Source organism: Pseudomonas sp. GM74 (assembly GCF_000282455.1).
Classification (GTDB): Bacteria; Pseudomonadota; Gammaproteobacteria; order Pseudomonadales; family Pseudomonadaceae; genus Aquipseudomonas.
The window spans coordinates 26271-44863 of record NZ_AKJG01000095.1 but is presented as its reverse complement, the minus strand read 5'-3'; the positions used below and the strand labels follow the sequence as shown (position 1 = coordinate 44863).

At 60.8% G+C, this 18593-nt stretch carries 18 protein-coding genes; 11 read left to right on the top strand and 7 right to left on the bottom strand.

The features are described from left to right. Positions 1-18: 18 nt before the first annotated feature. Positions 19-843, top strand: coding sequence for a tRNA 2-thiocytidine(32) synthetase TtcA (gene ttcA, locus PMI34_RS09935; RefSeq protein WP_008051493.1), 825 nt, complete (start codon positions 19-21; stop codon positions 841-843). Positions 844-972: 129 nt separating this feature from the next. Then, positions 973-1647 (top strand): DNA-3-methyladenine glycosylase I, encoded by a 675-nt coding sequence (locus PMI34_RS09940; protein ID WP_008051492.1) that lies wholly within the window; start codon positions 973-975, stop codon positions 1645-1647. Positions 1648-1763: 116 nt separating this feature from the next. Here the strand turns inward: PMI34_RS09940 and PMI34_RS09945 are convergent, their stop codons facing one another. From PMI34_RS09945 to arsC, 3 genes are read right to left on the bottom strand one after another with little or no spacing between them, the layout of a single operon-like run. After that, on the bottom strand, positions 1764-2189 hold the full coding sequence (locus PMI34_RS09945) for a DUF2069 domain-containing protein (RefSeq protein ID WP_008051491.1): 426 nt from the start codon (positions 2187-2189) through the stop codon (positions 1764-1766). 1 nt (position 2190) lies between these two features. Next, positions 2191-2787 carry an NAD(P)H:quinone oxidoreductase gene (gene wrbA, locus PMI34_RS09950; protein WP_008003645.1) on the bottom strand — a complete coding sequence of 199 codons (597 nt, stop codon included), beginning with the start codon at positions 2785-2787 and terminating at the stop codon, positions 2191-2193. Beyond that, positions 2784-3137, bottom strand: a complete 354-nt coding sequence (gene arsC / locus PMI34_RS09955) for an arsenate reductase (glutaredoxin) (RefSeq protein WP_008051490.1) — start codon at positions 3135-3137, stop codon at positions 2784-2786. The genes wrbA and arsC overlap by 4 nt, the downstream gene beginning before the upstream one ends. A 114-nt stretch (positions 3138-3251) precedes the next feature. On the opposite strand from arsC, the gene PMI34_RS09960 reads away from it, so the two are divergent. Continuing rightward, on the top strand, positions 3252-3719 hold the full coding sequence (locus PMI34_RS09960) for a TlpA disulfide reductase family protein (RefSeq protein WP_008051488.1): 468 nt from the start codon (positions 3252-3254) through the stop codon (positions 3717-3719). A gap of 86 nt (positions 3720-3805) precedes the next feature. On the opposite strand, the gene PMI34_RS09965 is transcribed toward PMI34_RS09960, so the two are convergent. The 4 genes from PMI34_RS09965 to PMI34_RS09980 all read right to left on the bottom strand — a co-directional run bounded on the left by PMI34_RS09965 (position 3806) and on the right by PMI34_RS09980 (position 8663). Next, positions 3806-4210: an META domain-containing protein gene (locus PMI34_RS09965; RefSeq protein ID WP_008051487.1), complete on the bottom strand. Its 405-nt coding sequence runs from the start codon at positions 4208-4210 to the stop codon at positions 3806-3808. Next, positions 4210-4644, bottom strand: coding sequence for a hypothetical protein (locus PMI34_RS09970; protein WP_008051485.1), 435 nt, complete (start codon positions 4642-4644; stop codon positions 4210-4212). The genes PMI34_RS09965 and PMI34_RS09970 overlap by 1 nt, the downstream gene beginning before the upstream one ends. Positions 4645-4721: 77 nt before the next feature. Then, complete coding sequence (locus tag PMI34_RS09975) at positions 4722-5714, bottom strand: 2-hydroxyacid dehydrogenase (RefSeq protein WP_008051483.1); 993 nt, start codon at positions 5712-5714, stop codon at positions 4722-4724. A 195-nt stretch (positions 5715-5909) separates the two neighbouring features. Continuing rightward, positions 5910-8663: a response regulator gene (locus tag PMI34_RS09980; RefSeq protein ID WP_008051482.1), complete on the bottom strand. Its 2754-nt coding sequence runs from the start codon at positions 8661-8663 to the stop codon at positions 5910-5912. A 216-nt stretch (positions 8664-8879) separates the two neighbouring features. On the opposite strand from PMI34_RS09980, the gene PMI34_RS09985 reads away from it, so the two are divergent. The 8 genes from PMI34_RS09985 to PMI34_RS10020 all read left to right on the top strand — a co-directional run bounded on the left by PMI34_RS09985 (position 8880) and on the right by PMI34_RS10020 (position 18493). Next, a complete protein-coding gene (locus PMI34_RS09985; protein WP_008051481.1) occupies positions 8880-9599 on the top strand; it encodes a response regulator transcription factor in 720 nt (239 codons plus the stop codon). Beyond that, positions 9589-10977: a sensor histidine kinase gene (locus PMI34_RS09990; protein ID WP_008051480.1), complete on the top strand. Its 1389-nt coding sequence runs from the start codon at positions 9589-9591 to the stop codon at positions 10975-10977. The genes PMI34_RS09985 and PMI34_RS09990 overlap by 11 nt, the downstream gene beginning before the upstream one ends. A gap of 143 nt (positions 10978-11120) precedes the next feature. Further along, the gene (locus PMI34_RS09995) at positions 11121-12170 is read left to right on the top strand and encodes a PDDEXK nuclease domain-containing protein (protein ID WP_008051479.1); all 1050 of its coding nucleotides are present in this window, start codon (positions 11121-11123) and stop codon (positions 12168-12170) included. A gap of 168 nt (positions 12171-12338) precedes the next feature. After that, a complete protein-coding gene (gene cysM, locus PMI34_RS10000; RefSeq protein ID WP_008051478.1) occupies positions 12339-13241 on the top strand; it encodes a cysteine synthase CysM in 903 nt (300 codons plus the stop codon). Next, positions 13241-14593: a 23S rRNA (uracil(1939)-C(5))-methyltransferase RlmD gene (gene rlmD / locus PMI34_RS10005; RefSeq protein ID WP_008051477.1), complete on the top strand. Its 1353-nt coding sequence runs from the start codon at positions 13241-13243 to the stop codon at positions 14591-14593. The genes cysM and rlmD overlap by 1 nt, the downstream gene beginning before the upstream one ends. A gap of 122 nt (positions 14594-14715) precedes the next feature. Continuing rightward, positions 14716-16959 carry a GTP diphosphokinase gene (relA, locus tag PMI34_RS10010; RefSeq protein WP_008051475.1) on the top strand — a complete coding sequence of 748 codons (2244 nt, stop codon included), beginning with the start codon at positions 14716-14718 and terminating at the stop codon, positions 16957-16959. Between the two features lie 129 nt (positions 16960-17088). After that, the gene (gene mazG, locus PMI34_RS10015; protein WP_008051469.1) at positions 17089-17922 is read left to right on the top strand and encodes a nucleoside triphosphate pyrophosphohydrolase; all 834 of its coding nucleotides are present in this window, start codon (positions 17089-17091) and stop codon (positions 17920-17922) included. A gap of 28 nt (positions 17923-17950) precedes the next feature. After that, positions 17951-18493, top strand: a complete 543-nt coding sequence (locus tag PMI34_RS10020; RefSeq protein WP_008051468.1) for a DUF2058 domain-containing protein — start codon at positions 17951-17953, stop codon at positions 18491-18493. The last annotated feature ends 100 nt before the right edge of the window (positions 18494-18593 follow it).

The following is an 18593-nucleotide window of genomic DNA, read 5'->3' as shown; positions in this document are numbered from 1 at the left end:
CCTCACGGATTTCGCGTCATGGGCACTCTCACGGTCAACCAGAACAAACTGCAAAAGCGCCTTCGCCGACTGGCCGGTGAGGCAGTTGCCGATTTCAACATGATTGAAGACGGCGACAAGGTCATGGTCTGCCTGTCCGGTGGCAAGGACAGCTACACCATGCTCGATGTGCTGATGCACTTGCAGAAGGTCGCGCCGATCAAATTCGAGATCGTGGCCGTGAACATGGACCAGAAACAGCCGGGTTTCCCGGAGCACGTGCTGCCGGCCTACCTCAAGGAGCTGGGGATCGAGTACCACATCGTCGAGAAAGACACCTATTCGGTGGTCAAGGAGCTGATTCCGGAAGGCAAGACCACCTGCTCGCTGTGCTCGCGCCTGCGTCGTGGCACGCTATACACCTTTGCCGATGAAATCGGCGCGACCAAGATGGCACTCGGTCACCATCGCGACGACATCGTCGAAACGTTCTTCCTGAACATGTTCTTCAACGGTTCGCTCAAGGCCATGCCACCGAAGCTGCGCGCCGATGATGGTCGCAACGTGGTGATCCGCCCGCTGGCCTACTGCAACGAAAAAGACATCCAGGCCTACTCGGACTTCAAGCAATTCCCGATTATTCCGTGCAACCTCTGCGGTTCCCAGGAGAACCTGCAGCGTCAGGTGGTCAAGGAAATGCTGCTGGACTGGGAGCGCAAGACCCCTGGCCGTACCGAGAGCATTTTCCGCAGCCTGCAGAACGTGATCCCGTCGCAACTGGCGGACCGCAACCTGTTCGACTTCACCAGCCTGAAGATCGACGAAAGCGCGGCTTCGCGATTCGTCAACGTGGTCAACCTCTGATTAAAACTGTGGGAGCGGGTTTGCTCGCGAATGCGTAGTGTCAGTCGACATCAATGTTGAATGACGCACCGCCTTCGCGAGCAAGCCCGCTCCCACTTTGGTTTTTCGTTTCAATCCTCAGGAGAGGGCATGCGCGATTACAAGTGGCTCAATGAATACTGTCTGAACCGCTTCGGTTCGGCGGCTGAACTGGAAGCCCATCTGCCCGTTCCCAAGACCCCGGCGCAACTGCGCAAGATCAGCGACGATCGCTACCTCTCGATGATGGCGTTGCGGGTATTCCGCGCCGGGCTCAAGCACAGCCTGGTGGATGCCAAGTGGCCGGCCTTCGAAGAAGTGTTCTTCAAGTTCGACCCGGAAAAAGTCGTGCTGATGAGCGCCGAGCACCTTGAGCGCCTGATGCAGGACACGCGGATCATCCGTCACCTGGGCAAGCTCAAGAGCGTGCCGCGCAATGCGCAGTTCATACTGGACGTCGCCCATGAAAAGGGCAGCTTCGGTGCGCTGATCGCCGACTGGCCGGTGACCGATATCGTTGGGCTCTGGACCTTCCTGAAAAAACGCGGACATCAGTTGGGCGGGCTGTCAGCCCCGCGCTTCTTGCGGATGATCGGCAAGGACACCTTTGTGCCGAGCTATGACGTGGTGGCGGCGCTCAATGCGCAGAATATCATCGACAAAGTGCCGAGCAGTCTGCGCGACCTGGCGTTGGTGCAGGACGTGTTCAACCAGTGGCATGAGGAAAGTGGCGGGCGGCCGATGAGCCAGATTTCGATGATGCTGGCTTACACCGTCAATCATTGAGACCGCGTCGCCCCCTTCGTCGGAACGCCGCCCGGAGCAAGCCCGCTCCCACAAGGACCGCGTGAACCCTGTGGGAGCGAGCTTGCTCCGGGCGGCGTTCCGACGAAGGCGTCTGGTCAGGCGACGGAAATCTCGCCCTCGCCAGCCAGCTTACGGTTCAACTGGTACCGCCAGCGCACATACAACAGCGCTGAGCAGAACACCGCCAGGCTCGCGCCCATCTCCAGTAAGCCAAAGATTTGCCGGTTCGGGTCATAGGCAGCCAATGCGCCCTTGATGAAATACAGATTCACCACAAAGCACATCCACGAATGCCCGCGTGGGCTGCCGACGATCATCCCCGGCGCCAGAATCAGCAGCGGCACCAGCTCGATCAACAGAATCACCCAAGGGCGTGCACCGTGCAGGTCGGCGACCACCAGGTAGTAAACGCAAAGCAGCCCCACCAGGCCGAAAAAACACAGCAGGCTGATGACGCGCATCGCCTTGACCCGTGGTTCGAGCCATTCGAGGGCGGGCAGGATCTTCGGTTTCTTGGCCACCTCAGCTCTCCAGTTTCTGCGCAGTCTTGGCCAGACGCATGCCCAGCGCGCGGCACAGCGCCACTTCATGGGTATCCAGGCCGCTTTTGCCGTCGGCACCGGCGTGGTGGCTGGCGCCGTATGGCGTGCCGCCGCCCTGGGTTTCCAGCAGTGCCGATTCGCTGTACGGCAGGCCGGTGATCAGCATGCCGTGGTGCAACAACGGCAACATCATCGACAGCAGCGTGGTTTCCTGGCCGCCGTGCAGGCTGGCCGTAGAGGTAAACACACCGGCCGGTTTACCGACCAAAGCGCCGGTCAGCCACAGGTTGCTGGTACCGTCGAGAAAGTACTTGAGCGGCGCGGCCATGTTGCCGAAGCGGGTCGGGCTGCCGAGCGCCAGGCCGGCGCAGTTCTTCAGGTCGTCGAGGCTGGCATACAGCGCACCTTCGTCGGGAATCTCCGGCGAAACGGCTTCGCACTCGGTGGAAATCGCCGGCACCGTGCGCAGACGGGCCTCAAGCCCGGCCTGTTCGACACCACGGGCGATCTGCCGGGCCATTTCGTTGGTCGAGCCGCTGCGGCTGTAGTACAGAACCAGAATGTACGGTGCACTCATGGCAACAGTTCCAGGATCTGTTCCGGTGGGCGGCCGATGATGGCCTTGTCGCCGACTTCAAGAATCGGTCGCTCCATCAGTTTCGGGTGGGCGGCGATGGCGGCGATCAATTGCGCCTCGCTCAGGCTGCTGTCAGCCAGGTCGAGGGTCTTGTACTCGTCCTCGCCGGTGCGCAGCAATTGCCGGGCGCTGATCCCGAGTTTGCCCAGCAGGCTCTGAATCTGCGCTGCGTCCAGCGGGGTTTCCAGGTAACGGACCACGGTCGGGGTCAGGCCACGGACTTCAAGCAGTTCGAGCGCACCGCGGGATTTCGAGCAGCGCGGGTTGTGATAAAGCGTCAGATCGGTCATGAGCGGGTCGCATCTTGCGTAAGGTGGCGGCTATTCTAACTGTGCGGCGCGCAATCCAGAACCGTGAGAGGCGATGGGTCGCAGGCGCATTCTATTTTTGACAAGGAACACGACATGACAAGGCGACTGGCGGCAGCATTGGCGATCATCGGAGCGTTGATGCTGGGGGGCTGCGGTAATGACTATGGCATCGACCAGGACGGCCACAAGATCGCCGCCGACCGACTGGACGGCAAATGGCTGGTGCTTAACTACTGGGCAGAATGGTGCGGGCCTTGCCGTACCGAAATCCCGGAGTTGAATGCCTTGGCCGAGCAGCTCAAAGACAGGAAAATCGGTGTGTTCGGGGTCAATTTCGACAACGTCCAGGGGCAAGAGCTGAAGGGCGCGAGCGAGAAACTGGGGATCAGGTTCACCGTGCTGGCCCAGGACCCTTCCGAACTGTTCGAGCTTCCGCGCAGCGAGGCGTTGCCGGTGACCTACATCATCGATAACAAGGGCAAGGTGCGTGAGCAGTTGATGGGTGAACAGACGGCGGCGGGGGTGATGGCGAAGCTTGAGGCGTTGCAGGCAAAAAATTAAGGCAAAAGATCGCAGCCTTCGGCAGCTCCTACAGGTTTACGTCTAATCCTGTAGGAGCTGCCGAAGGCTGCGATCTTTTTTGCGGATCAACCCTCCTCAAGCCACCAACGCAACGGCTTGCCTTCGGCTGGCCAGAAGCGTATCTGCTCGATCGGGGAGACGTCCCAGCGCTGGACGTTTTCCAGGGCCTGAAGGAAGCGTTTTTCCTGTTCCATCAGCGCCGGCGCGCACAATTTGCGGGTGCTGCCGATTTTGCCGAAGGTCAGCTTGTCGCCATCGAGGGTGTACGGCGCAAACCAGTGGTTGCAGCCGCCATTGCCGTAGGCCCGGCCGTCTTCGCCGAGGGTGATGGTCAGGTGGCTGTAGTCCATCAACGGCCGCTCGCCGATCCACTCCAGAATGTAGCTGCGATTGTGTTCAAGCTGCACCGGCTCGGCGGCGCAGCCCAGCAGGCTGGCGCCGACCATGGCGGTCAGAGCGAGGCGTTTCATCACGCAGGCTCCTGGCATTTCGGGCACAGGTGTTTCTCGCCGACGGCGGTCCAGCCCAGCTCGGCAATCCGCGCGGTGGCGGCAGGCTTTTCGGCCTTGTTGCCCAGCTTGGCATCGACGGCGAACTCGAAGCTCAGCTCTTTGGCGCAGCTGTCACAGTTCACTTGCCAGGTGTGGATGGCCAGTTCGCCGAACACCGGGCCACTGGCCACCGCGACCCATTGGCCGGGCGGGTTGATCAGGTGGCGAACCGTTTCGACGGTCAGGCGCATGGACAAGTCCTTGGCACCCTTGAGGGTCACGACCAGCACGTCATTGTTGCGAATCGAACCACCGTTGCCGGTGACTTGATAGCGCCCCGGCACCAGGGCGCGGCATTCGGTGAGGGTGTGTTGCGGGTTCATCAGGCTGTAGCGGAAATCGTGTTCGACCATGGGTCCTCCAAATATGCGCGATATGCTATCACGGGCTTGCACACCGCACCGCGCAGGCAGATGACCTTCGATCTGTTTCAGTCTCCCGTCACCTGGTTTTCCGGGGTGCCCGCCGTCCAGGCTGCAATGTTGCGCAATGTGGTGGCGGCAATCGCGTCCAGCGCTTCGTGGGTCAGGAAGGCCTGGTGCGCGGTGACGATCACGTTAGGAAAGGTCAGCAGCCGTGCCAGCACATCGTCTTGCAGCGGCAGGTCGGAGCGGTCCTCGAAGAACAACTGCGCTTCTTCCTCATATACATCCAGCCCCAGGTAACCCAGGCGACCGTCTTTCAGGGCATCGATCAGTGCCGGGGTGTCCACCAGACCGCCACGCCCGGTATTGATCAGCATCGCGCCCGGTTGCATGTGCGCCAGGGACTCGCGGTTGATCAAGTGCCTGCTCTGCTCGTTGAGCGGACAGTGCAGGCTGATGATCTGCGATTCGGCCAGCAGTTGCGGCAGGCTCAGGTAGCGCGCACCGAGGGCTTCGACCTGCGGGTTGGGGCAGGGGTCATAGGCCAGCAACTGGCAGCCAAATCCGCTCATGATTTTAGCGAAGGTGGCGCCAATCTGACCGGTGCCGACCACGCCGACGGTCTTGCCCACCAGATCGAAACCGGTCAGTCCATGCAGGCTGAAATCGCCTTCACGGGTCCTGTTGTAGGCACGGTGCAAGCGTCGGTTGAGCGCCAGGATCAACCCCACCGCGTACTCGGCCACGGCATGGGGCGAGTAGGCCGGGACCCGCACAATCGCCAGTCCCAGGCGTTTCGCCGCTGCCAGGTCGACATGGTTGTAACCGGCCGAGCGCAGGGCGATCAGGCGAGTGCCGCCGGCAGCCAGGCGTTCAAGCACCGGGGCGCCGAGATCATCGTTGATAAAGGCGCAGACCACCTCGTGATGTTCCGCCAGTGCCGCCGTATCCAGGCTCAGTCGCGCCGCTTGAAAGTGCAGCTCGATGCCGGCGGGCAGCTCGGCGGCGAGAAAACTGTCGCGGTCGTAGATCTGGCTGCTGAAAAGAATCGTGCGCATGCTGTCCCCCTGAGAGTTGAAGCTTTCTGTAGCAGCTGGCGGAGCCTGCGTTCGGCGGCGAAGCCGTCGCAAAACAAGCCGCCGCAGTTCTGTAGGTTAGCCGCGGATACGGTTTTTACGACGGCTTCGCCGCCGAACGCAGCCTTCGGCAGCTGCTACATTAGCTTTCATGCAACCTGGCAGGGTTGCGCTGAATCAAGCATTGATACGCGCCTGGGCCGCCAGGCGATTGATTGCCCGGTCGAGCTCATCCAGTGCTACGCCGGCTTTCGGGTCCTGTTGCTTGAGCAGGGTTTCGCTGCGTTGGCAGGCCGCACGCAATTGCGGTACGCCGCAGTAACGCGTCGCGCCATGCAGGCGATGAACCCGTTCGATCAGGGCGCTGTGGTCGTTGCTTTGCTGAGCGAGGCGGATGGCTTCGCGGTCGGCTTCCAGGGATGCGAGCAACATCGCCAGCATGTCCGCCGCCAGATCAGCCTTGCCGGCGGCCAGGCGCAATCCTTCCTCGTGGTCGAGCACCAACAGGTCATGGGCGCCAGCATGCCCATCGCCGGAGCGCTCCGGGCTGTGATTACGCAGTGCCAGACCGGTCCACTTCAGCACCACCTGCGCCAATTGCCGTTCGCTGATCGGTTTGGTCAGGTAGTCGTCCATGCCGCTTTGCAGCAGCGCGCGTTTTTCGTTGGCCATGGCGTGGGCGGTGAGGGCCACGATCGGCAAAGGCGTGCAATGGCGTTCGCTTTCCCACTGGCGGATCGCCTCGGTGCTCTGGCGACCGTCCATGCCGGGCATCTGCACGTCCATCAACACCAGATCGAATGTCTCGTTCTGCACAGCCTTGACGGCGGCATAACCGCTTTCCACCGCGAGCACCCTGGCGCCCATGTCTTCGAGCAGGGTCTGTACCAGCATCAGGTTGGCCGGATTGTCGTCGACGCACAGCACCTTCGGGGCACGGCTGGACACCGGTTCGCCCGGCTCGCTGCGCATCGGGCGCGGGCTGACCAGATCAGACAGGGAGCGTCGCAGCTTGCGGGTGCAGGCCGGTTTCGCCTGAAGCTGGCTGTGGGGGTTGGGCACGGAAAGATGGAACAGTGTCTGTTCCGTGGTAGGGCACAGCACCAACACTTTGCAGCCAAGATGCTCGAGGTCCCAGATGTGCTGGTTCAGGCGTTCCGGCGGCATGTCGTTGCTGGTGATGCCGAGCACGGCAAGGTCGATCGCCTGGTCGGTCTGATGGGCGGCGGTGACGCCATTGGTCAGGCTTTCCAGGGTATTGAACGGTGTGGTGCTGAGGCCGCAGTCTTCCAGTTGATGCTGCAATGCCTGCCGCGCCAGCTCGTGGTTTTCCAGTACTGCCACCCGTCGTCCGAGCAAGGGCGCGCAAGGAAGGTCTTCGACATCGTCGCGGGCTTTGGGCAGGCTCAGGCTGATCCAGAACTCCGAGCCTTCCCCCGGCGTGCTGTCGACGCCGATCTCGCCGCCCATCTGTTCGATCAGACGCTTGGAAATCACCAGGCCCAGGCCAGTGCCGCCGGGTTGTCGCGACAGCGAGTTGTCGGCCTGGCTGAAGGCCTGGAACAGGGCGCGTACGTCCTGGTTCGACAGACCGATGCCGGTGTCCTGAATGCTGATGCGCAACTGCACGGTGTCTTCGTGTTCTTCTTCGAGCATGGCGCGGGCGACGATGGTGCCTTCGCGGGTGAACTTGATCGCGTTGCTCACCAGGTTCGTCAGGATCTGCTTGAGCCGCAGCGGGTCGCCCACCAGTGACAGCGGTGTGTCCCGGTACACCAGGCTCACCAGTTCCAGCTGCTTGGCGTGGGCGGCGGGGGCGAGGATGGTCAGGGTGTCCTGGAGCAGGTCGCGCAGGTTGAACGGAATATGGTCGAGCACCAGCTTGCCGGCCTCGATTTTCGAAAAGTCGAGAATCTCGTTGATGATGCCCAGCAGGCTGTCGGCGGATTTTTCGATGGTGCCCAGGTAGTCAAGCTGGCGCGGGGTGAGCTCGCTTTTTTGCAGCAGGTGGGTGAAGCCGAGAATGCCGTTGAGCGGCGTGCGGATTTCATGGCTCATGTTGGCCAGGAATTCGGACTTGATCCGGCTCGCCTCCAGAGCCTCCTTGCGCGCCAGGTCCAGCTCGATGTTCTGGATCTCGATGGTTTCCAGGTTCTGGCGCACGTCTTCGGTGGCCTGGTCGATGCTGTGCTGCAATTCTTCCTGCGCATTTTGCAGGGTGCCGGCCATGCGGTTGATGCCGGAGGCCAGTTCGTCCAGTTCCTGGCTGCCGAGGGGCGGCAAGCGGGTTTCCAGGTGACCGTCCTTGAGTTGGGCCACTGCCTGCTTGATCTGACTCAACGGCCGATTGATCGTTCGGCCCATACGCAGGGCCAGCAGTGCCGCACCCGTCAGTCCCGCAATGATCAGCATCAGGCTGGCGAACAGGCTGCGGTAACCGCGCAACAGCATGCTGTTATGGGACAGTTCAAGTTCGACCCAGCCCAGCAGGCGGTCGGCCTCTTCGGGTATCACGTCCCCGGCCAGGTTGCGGTGTTTGCCGAATACCGGCAGCAGATAGCGGGTCGCATCGCTGCCACTGCGGCGCAGCATCTGCGTGCCACTGCCTGAGGGTGTCTGGTTGAGCATGGTCGGGCCGGCGTGGGCCAGCAGCGTGCGGTCAGGAGCCAGGAAGGTCACGGCCCGCACGTCGGTTTGTTCCAGGGCCTGGGTGGCGATGCGCTCGAGCAGTTCGTTGTCCTGATGGCCCATGGCTGGCGCTGTCAGTGGCGCCAGTTGCTCGGCGATCATTTCGCCGCGCTGCATGAGTTGGGATTGCAGGTCAGCCTGTTGCATCCAGGTAAAATAACCCCCCAGCACCAACGCCATCAGGCTGGTTGGCAGCAGGGTCAGCAACAGCACGCGGCCTTTGATTCCCAGTTTCTTGAGCACGCATCTCTCCTGCATCCCGCAATTTATTGACCTGCACATGCATCCGCCATGCACCACCTTGCGCAGTGTAGCTATTTGCTCGCGGGCAATCTTCGTAAAAATGGTGCGGTCATTCGTCGGCCCGGGCAACTCTTTGGCAATGCGGACAAACCGTGGGTTGCCCCTGGCGAGGCAATCTTGAATAATCACTTAACTGAGAATTATTTGCAGATAGTCATGACTCCCATCACTGCCGGCCCCCCGCGAATCCTGTCCATCGAAGACGACCTTGTGCTCGGCGCCTACGTTCATGAGCATCTGGACCGCAGCGGCTTCCAGGTGACCTGGTGCCAGAACGGTCAGGAAGGCCTGGACATCGCCCGTCGGCAACCTTTCGACGTGGTGTTGATGGATATTCTGCTGCCGGGCCTGGACGGTCTGGCGGTACTGACCCAATTGCGCCAGAGCCATTCCACCCCGGTGTTGCTGATGTCGGCCCTCGGCGCCGAGGCCGATCGCATCAGCGGCTTTCGTCTGGGGGCCGATGATTACCTGCCAAAGCCCTTCAGCATGGTGGAGTTGCGGGTGCGCATCGAAGCCATACTACGGCGGGTGGCACTCGACCGCCGGCCGGTGCCGACAGTGCCTGCTCCTTCGATGGACAGCCTGCGCTTCGACGATGAAAGCTTCGAGGTCTTTTATGGCGAACAGGCTGCCGGCCTGACCCGCAGCGAGTATCGGTTGCTGGAGACGTTGCACCGCAGTACCGATGAAGTGTTGAGTAAAGCCTTCCTTTATCAACAGGTGCTGCAACGCGGTTACGCGACCCATGACCGCAGCCTGGACATGCACATCAGCCAGATTCGTCGCAAGCTCAAGGCCATTGGCTACACCGAGCGCGAAGTGCGTACGGTATGGGGCAAGGGTTACATCCTGAGTGCCACTGATGAAATGTAACTTGCCGGGCAGGCATTCGCTGTTCTGGAAACTGGCCTGTCTATTGGTCGCTTTCTGTCTGCTGATGATCTGGCTGAGTTGGTCCTGGGGCCGGTACATGGAGCAGCGTAACCAGTTCCTCTCCGATGAGGCCCGCGGCACCCTGACACGCTATGCCGCCGAGGCCGAGCAGGCATGGCGGCAGCGCCAGAGCGCCGGTGTCGATGACTGGCTGCAAGGCATGCATCGGCGGGAAAAAGGCTGGGTCGGTGTCATCGGCGGTGATTTGCAGTCCTTGAGCAACCAATCGCTGACGGACAAGGAAGTCGAACGCCTGACTTTTTTACGCGGTCTCGATTGGCCGATCCACAAGAAAGGCCAACCGTGGATGCGCATACCGTTTCCCGGTGACCCGTCCGCCGGCAGCCTGGTGATCGAGCTGCCCAAGCGCTTCGTACCCGGGCGTTACCGGGTGTTCTGGCGGGTGATCACCAACGGCGTGATTCCCGGATTGTTCACCTTGCTGCTGTGCGTCGGGCTGTATCGCGAGTTGGTGGTGCCGCTCAACAGCCTGCGTGAACAGGCCAATGCCTGGCGTGCCGATCAACTGAACGTACGACTGTCGACCCGGACCACCAATCGATCGGATGAACTGGGTGAGTTGGGTCGGGCGTTCGATCACATGTCTGAACGTCTGCAAAGCACCGTGGCCTTGCAGCAGCAACTGCTGCGCGACTTGTCCCACGAATTGCGTACGCCCCTGAGCCGCCTGCGGGTGGCCAGTGAAAGTGAGCAGGGGCTGGAAGCCTTGCGCGAACGCATCGGTCGCGAGGTCGATGGCATGCAACGCCTGGTGGAAGACACGCTGCAGCTGGCCTGGCTGGACACCGAGCGCACCCGCTTGCCCGACGAAGCGATCCAGATCCAGGCGCTGTGGGAGATGCTCACGGAAAATGCCTGCTATGAAAGTGGCTGGCCTGATACTCGGCTGCAATGCACGGTGGATGCATCCTGCTGGGTACGCGGTCATCTCAACACTCTGGCCCAGGCATTGGAAAACATTCTGCGTAATGCGATTCGGCATTCACCGGCTGGCGGCATTGTCCAACTGAGCGGTCAGCGTGATGGCGATTTCTGGCACCTGTGGCTGGAAGATCAGGGCGGCGGCGTGGCGCAAGCTGATCTGGAGCGGATCTTCCTGCCGTTCACCCGACTCGACGGTTCGCGGCCGGGGGATGGTGGGTTCGGCCTGGGCCTGAGCATCGCCAGGAATGCGGTGCAGCGTCAGGGCGGACAGCTTTGGGCGCAGAACACCGGGAGCGGGTTGCGGATGAATATGCAGTTGGTGGCGGATGATGGAACTGTCAGTGATGACGTCTGTGCAAGCCCGCTCGCGTAGAGGCTCTCCTATCCTCCAGTGCTCTGATTTTGCCAGAGCGTTCCCGAGTTTCTGTACGACATTTCCCAAGGGGTATCACCGGTTATTTCAAGCATCCCTGGCAGTTTAAGCTCACGCTTTTACTCATGTTCAAGGACCCCGGCATGATTGCACCCCACGTTCCCGGCAACCCAGCCGAGGACCGTTTCAATGAAGTGCTTGCGCTCATTCAACGTGCCAGGCGCCAGGCCATGCAGACGGTCAATACCCACCTGATCGAGTTGTACTGGCAGGTTGGTGCCTATATCAGCCGCAAGCTGGAGAAAGCTGAATGGGGCGATTCCGTGGTCGGTCAACTCGCCGTGCACCTGGCTCAGACTCAACCGGGTTTGCGTGGTTTTACCCGTCCCAATCTGTTTCGTATGCGTCAGTTCTACGAGACTTACCGGGGCGACGTGAAAGTCTCACCGCTGGTGAGACAATTACCCTGGACCCAAAATCTGGTCATCTTCAGCCAAAGCAAACTCCCGGAAGAGCGGGAGTTTTACTTACGTATGGCGATCCAGGAGAAATGGTCGAAGCGCGAACTGGAGCGACAGTTCAAGGCAGCGCTGTTTGAACGCAGCGTGACCCATCCGGCCAAAGTCTCCGCAGTTTTGAAACAAGCCCACCCCTCTGCGTTAGAGATATTCCGTGATGCCTACATGGTCGAGTTTCTCGACTTGCCCGGCGCCCATGCCGAAACGGATCTGCATCGGGGCTTACTGGGGCGCCTCAAGCAGTTCTTGAGTGAGCTTGGCCGCGATTTCTGTTTTGTCGGCTCCGAATACCCTTTACAAGTCGGCGGGCGTGATTTTGCACTGGACCTGTTGTTCTTTCACCGCGGTCTCAACTGCCTGGTGGCCATCGAGCTCAAGGTCGGCCGTTTCGAACCGGAGTATTTGGGCAAGTTGGGCTTCTATCTGGAAGCTCTGGATCGCGAAGAACGCAAACCTCATGAAAACCCCGCAATTGGGGTATTGCTCTGCGCCAGTAAAGATGACGAAGTTGTCGAGTACGCCCTCAACCGCAGCTTGTCTCCAGCACTGATCGCTGAGTATCAGGTGCGGCTACCGGATAAACAGTTGTTGCAGGCCAAACTGCATGAGTTTTATGCACTACTGAATACGGCGCAAGGGGAGGGCGGAGAAGCGACTTCAGGTTCTACTTTGTGATTGCCTTTCGGCGCCTCTTTAGGATCGCGTAAGGAAAATGGAAGGGGGGCTTCCCAAAAAATGCCACCCTTATTCCCATAAGCCATAAGCACCACACTTTGCGTGATATGGCCTGGGAACGTTTGCCGGTATGATAGGTGCCCCCGCAGTCTGGATTGCGAATACGCCATGACCTTGCAGTACCCAACCATCGCCGATTGCGTCGGCAACACTCCGCTGGTCCGTTTGCAGCGCCTGCCCGGCGCCACCAGCAATACCCTATTGCTCAAGCTCGAAGGGAACAACCCGGCGGGTTCGGTCAAGGACCGTCCGGCGCTGTCGATGATCACCCGCGCCGAACTGCGCGGGCAGATCCACACCGGCGATACGCTGATCGAAGCGACCTCGGGCAACACCGGGATCGCCCTGGCCATGGCCGCCGCGATCAAGGGTTACAAGATGATCCTGATCATGCCCGACAACTCCAGCGCCGAGCGCAAGGCAGCCATGACGGCCTATGGCGCCGAGCTGATTCTGGTCAGCCAGGAGCAAGGCATGGAAGGCGCCCGTGACCTGGCGCAGAAGATGGAAGCCGAAGGTCGCGGCAAGGTACTGGATCAGTTCGCCAACGGTGACAACCCCGAGGCGCACTACACCACCACCGGCCCGGAAATCTGGCGCCAGACCCAGGGCACCATCACCCATTTCGTCAGCTCCATGGGCACCACCGGCACCATCATGGGCGTGTCGCGCTACTTGAAAGAGCAGAACGACAACGTGCAGATCATCGGCCTGCAACCGATGGAAGGCTCGGCGATCCCGGGTATCCGCCGCTGGCCTCAGGAATACCTGCCGAAGATCTACCAGGCCGACCGCGTGGACCGGATCGTCGACATGGCCCAAAGCGAAGCCGAAGACGTGACCCGTCGTCTGGCCCGCGAAGAAGGCATTTTCTGTGGCGTGTCCTCGGGCGGTGCCGTAGCGGCAATGCTGCGTCTGTCCACAGAAGTTGAAAACGCGGTGATCGTCGCGATCATCTGCGACCGTGGCGACCGTTACCTGTCGACCGGCATTTTCGACGCGCCCAACTGATGGCCAAACATGAAAGAGGCCTGCGCTTCCAGCCCACCGGCGGCAGCAAGGCCCCGCAAGTCCCGACCGGCAAAAAGCAGCGCCTGACCATCGAGCGTCTGGCCAATGACGGTCGCGGTATCGCGTTTTTCGAAGGCCGCACCTGGTTCGTCATCGGCGCATTGGCCGGTGAAGAGATCGAGGCGCGCGTCCTCGGTGCCCACGGCAAAGTGGTCGAGGCGCGTACCGAACGGGTGTTCAAGGCCAGCGAATTACGCCGCGCGGCACCGTGCGCCCATGCCGGCCGTTGCGGCGGATGCAGCGTGCAGCATCTGCCCCACAATGAACAACTCGCCCTGAAACAGCGCATGCTCGCCGAGCAGTTGTCGAGGGTCGCGGGTGTCGAACCCGAAGAGTGGGCGGCGCCATTGAGCGGTGCTGAGTTCGCTTACCGGCGTCGCGCCCGCGTGGCGGTGCGCTGGGACATGAAGGCGAAAAAACTCGAAGTCGGTTTCCGTGCCGCCGGCAGCCAGGACATCGTTGGCATCGATGATTGCCCGGTGCTGGTACAGCCCTTGCAGCCGATCATGGCCAGCTTGCCGGAGATGCTGCGGCGCTTGAGCAAACCTCAGGCACTGGGGCACGTGGAGTTGTTCAGCGGCTCGACGCTGGCGGTTTTGCTGCGACACATGGCGCCGTTGTCTGAAAGTGACATGACCATCCTCAAGGATTTCTGCGCGTTCCATGAAGCCCAGTTGTGGCTGCATGGCGACGGCGAACCGCAACCGGTCGAGGCTGACCAGTCGCTGGGCTATCGTCTTGAACAGTGGGATCTGGAACTGGCTTACCGACCTGGGGATTTCATCCAGGTCAACGCTGGCGTCAACGAAGCGATGGTCGCCCAGGCGCTGGACTGGTTGAAGCCGACGGCGGATGAGCGCGTACTCGATCTGTTCTGCGGCTTGGGCAACTTTGCCTTGCCATTGGCCAAGGCTGCTCGCGAAGTGGTGGCAGTGGAAGGTGTGCAGGTGATGGTCGACCGGGCGGCGGCGAATGCGGCTAGCAATAATCTGCATAACGCGAGGTTTTTTCAGGCCGATTTATCCCAGCCTTTGACGGACGCTGAATGGGCCGCCGAAGGCTTTTGTGCGGTACTCTTGGACCCACCGCGTGACGGTGCTTTCGAGGTCGTGCGCAAGCTCAGGACCCTGGGCGCCGAACGATTGGTGTATGTGTCGTGCAACCCGGCAACGCTGGCGCGCGACACGGTCGAATTGATCAAGCAGGGCTACCGGTTAAAACGTGCCGGGATTCTCGATATGTTTCCTCAAACGGCACATGTCGAGGCCATGGCGTTATTTGAAGCGAGCTAGGATGCTCGTCTGGTCCGACTGGCCCGCCCGTGCAGCCGCGCACTCAGCCCGACGTGGGCGCACGGGCAACGAAGGTCAGCGATTTGACGCATTGAATCTGCGTCGTAGGGAAGGTAAGCAAGATGGTACAGGTGAGAGCACACCAGCCGATCAACACCGACGGCAGTATCAATCTCGAGGCTTGGCTCGATCATGCGGTCAGTGTCGATCTGGCACTGGATCGCGAAGCCTTGAAAGAGGCCTGCGAGTACGCTCGCGAGGCTGAGCAGCAAGCCAATGCGGCACAGAATCTGTGGTCGGAAGGTAACTCGACTTTCCGTACCGGGCTTGAGATCGCCGAGATTCTCGCCGACCTCAAACTCGACCAGGACTCACTGGTCGCCGCGATCCTGTATCGAGGCGTACGTGAAGGCCAGATCAAGTTGCCGGCGGTCAGCCAGCGCTTCGGTCCGGTGGTGTCCAAGCTCATCGACGGCGTGCAGCGCATGGCCGCGATCAGCGACAGTCTGAGCCCGCGCAAATCCCTGGTGCTGGGCACCCAGGGCCAGGTGGAAAACCTGCGCAAGATGCTGGTGGCCATGGTCGACGACGTTCGCGTCGCCCTGATCAAGCTGGCCGAACGCACCTGCGCGATCCGTGCGGTGAAGACCGCCGACGACGAAAAGCGCAATCGCGTGGCCCGTGAAGTCTTCGACATCTACGCGCCGCTGGCCCATCGCCTGGGTATCGGTCACATCAAGTGGGAACTGGAAGACTTGTCCTTCCGTTACCTGGAGCCTGACCAGTACAAGCAGATCGCCAAGTTGCTCCATGAGCGGCGACTGGATCGCGAACGCTTTATCAGCGACGTGATGAGCCAGCTGAAAAACGAATTGCAGGCCACCGGTGTCGATGCCGACATCAGCGGCCGGGCCAAACACATCTATTCGATCTGGCGCAAAATGCAGCGCAAGGGTCTGGAGTTCAGCCAGATCTACGACGTGCGTGCCGTTCGCGTGCTGGTGCCGGAAATGCGCGACTGTTACACCGCGCTCGGCATCGTCCACACCCTGTGGCGACACATCCCGAAAGAGTTCGACGACTACATCGCCAACCCCAAGGAAAACGGCTATCGCTCGTTGCACACCGCGGTGATCGGGCCCGAGGGCAAGGTGCTGGAAGTGCAGATCCGCACCCACGCGATGCACGAAGAAGCCGAACTCGGTGTATGCGCGCACTGGCGCTACAAAGGCACCGACGTCAAGTCCGGCTCCAATCACTACGAAGAGAAAATCTCCTGGCTGCGCCAGGTGCTCGAATGGCACGAAGAGCTGGGTGACATCGGTGGCCTGGCGGAACAGTTGCGGGTCGATATCGAGCCGGACCGGGTCTACATCTTCACCCCGGACGGTCACGCCATCGACTTGCCGAAGGGCGCGACCCCGCTGGACTTCGCCTACCGCGTCCACACCGAAATCGGTCACAACTGCCGTGGCGCCAAGATCAACGGGCGCATCGTGCCGCTCAACTACAGCCTGCAAACTGGTGAACAGGTCGAGATCATCACCAGCAAGCACGGCACCCCGAGCCGCGACTGGTTGAACCCGAACCTGGGCTATGTCACCACGTCGCGGGCACGGGCGAAGATCGTTCACTGGTTCAAGTTGCAGGCTCGCGACCAGAACGTCGCGGCTGGTAAAACCCTGCTCGAGCGCGAACTCAATCGACTCGGTCTGCCGGCGGTGGATTTCGACAAGCTGGCCGACAAGGCCAACATGAAAACCGCCGAAGATATGTTCGCCGCCCTCGGCGCCGGGGATCTGCGCCTGGCGCAACTGGTCAACCTGGCGCAACAACTGGTCGAGCCGGAGCGTGGCAACGAACAGCTTGAACTAATACCGCGCAAGGCCACCGGCTACAAACCGGGCAAGCGCGGCGATATCCAGATCCAGGGCGTCGGCAACCTGATGACCCAGATGGCCGGTTGCTGCCAGCCGCTGCCGGGGGATGCCATCGTCGGTTACATCACCCAGGGCCGTGGCGTGAGCATTCACCGCCAGGACTGCGCCTCGGTGCTGCAACTGAGCGGGCGGGAGCCAGAGCGGATCATCCAGGTCAGCTGGGGCCCGGTGCCGGTGCTCACCTATCCGGTGGATATCGTCATTCGCGCCTACGACCGTTCCGGTTTGCTGCGTGACGTCTCGCAGGTGCTGCTCAATGAGCGGATCAACGTGCTGGCGGTCAACACCCGCTCGAACAAGGAGGACAACACCGCGTTGATGTCCCTGACCATCGAGATTCCGGGGCTGGATGCGTTGGGACGGTTGCTGGGGCGGATTTCCCAGTTGCCGAACATCATCGAAACCCGGCGTAACCGTACGCCGTGAAGACCGGTGCCGATCCAATGTGGGAGCGGGCTTGCTCGCGAAAGCGGTGTGTCAGTCGACAACTGTGTTGCCTGATACTCCCTCTTCGCGAGCAAGCCCGCTCCCACAGGGTCCAGTAGAGTTTGATAAATGTATTCACTTGAAGATTTATTGCACCTGATGAACCGTCTGCGCGACCCGCAGTACGGTTGCCCGTGGGATCTCAAGCAAACCTGGGCCACCATCGTCCCGCACACCCTTGAAGAAGCCTATGAAGTTGCCGATGCCATTGAGCGCGGTGACTTCGATCACGTGCAGGGTGAGCTCGGCGACTTGTTGTTCCAGGTGGTTTATTACAGCCAACTGGCCCGTGAAGAAGGGCGCTTCGAGTTCGCCGGCGTGGTCGATAACATCACCCGCAAGTTGATCCGTCGTCATCCCCATGTGTTCCCCACGGGCGATCTCTATGCACCGCTGGATGTCCCGCGCCTGAGTGAAGCGCAGGTCAAGCAGCGCTGGGAAGAGATCAAGGCCGAGGAGCGTGCGGAGAAATCCTCAGCTCCAGAGCAGCTGTCATTGCTCGATGACGTCCCCGCTGCATTGCCGGCGTTGTCACGTGCGGCGAAATTGCAAAAGCGCGCAGGGCAGGTCGGCTTCGACTGGCCGGACGCCTTGCCGGTGCTCGATAAAGTGCGTGAAGAGCTCGATGAAGTCCTCGAAGCCATGTCGGAAAATGATCCCGAGGCCGTGGCCGACGAGATCGGTGACCTGCTGTTTTCCGTGGTCAATCTGGCGCGGCATCTCAAGGTTGATCCGGAAACCGCACTGCGTGGCGCCAACGGCAAGTTTGAAAGACGCTTTCGTTTTATCGAACAGGCATTGCGCGACACCCGCCGTCCCATGGAAGATTGCACCCTCGAAGAGTTGGACGCCTTGTGGGGCGAAGCCAAACGTCAGGAAAAGAATTTGCCCAGCTGCGGTTGAGCAGTGGCCTAAGTGAGTAATAAGCACCATGAGCATTTCCCTTCGCGACCAGTTGCTCAAAGCAGGGCTGGTCAACCAGAAGCAGGCCAAGCAGGTCAGCAAAGACAAGCAGAAACAGCAACGCCTGGCCCACAAAGGCCAGATCGAGCTGGATGACTCCCAGCAACGCGCGGCACAGGAAGCCATGGCCGAGAAGGTCAAGCGCGACCAGGAGCTCAACCGCCAGCAGCAGGAAAAGGCCGAGGCCAAGGCCCGTGCCGCGCAGGTCAAGCAATTGATCGAAGTCTCGCGCCTGCCGAAATTGACGACCGAGGATTACTACAACTTCGTCGACGACAAGAAGGTCAAGCGCATCTGCGTCAACACCCTGATGCGCAACAAGCTCAGCAGCGGTTCGCTGGCCATCGTGCATCACGCTGGCGGCTACGAAGTGATTCCGCGCGAGGCGGCACTGAAGATTCAGGAGCGCGACCCGCAACGCATCGTGCAGTTGAATGTGCAGACCGAAGAAGTCAGCGTCGAGGATGATCCGTACGCGGCCTACAAGATCCCTGATGATCTGATGTGGTAGTCGCGTCTCTGGCATTACATGTTTGTTAGTACGTTGCTGGATTAATCAATTGAACCCGAAAGATCGCGCCGATACGATCTCTCGGGTTTTCTTTTGCCCG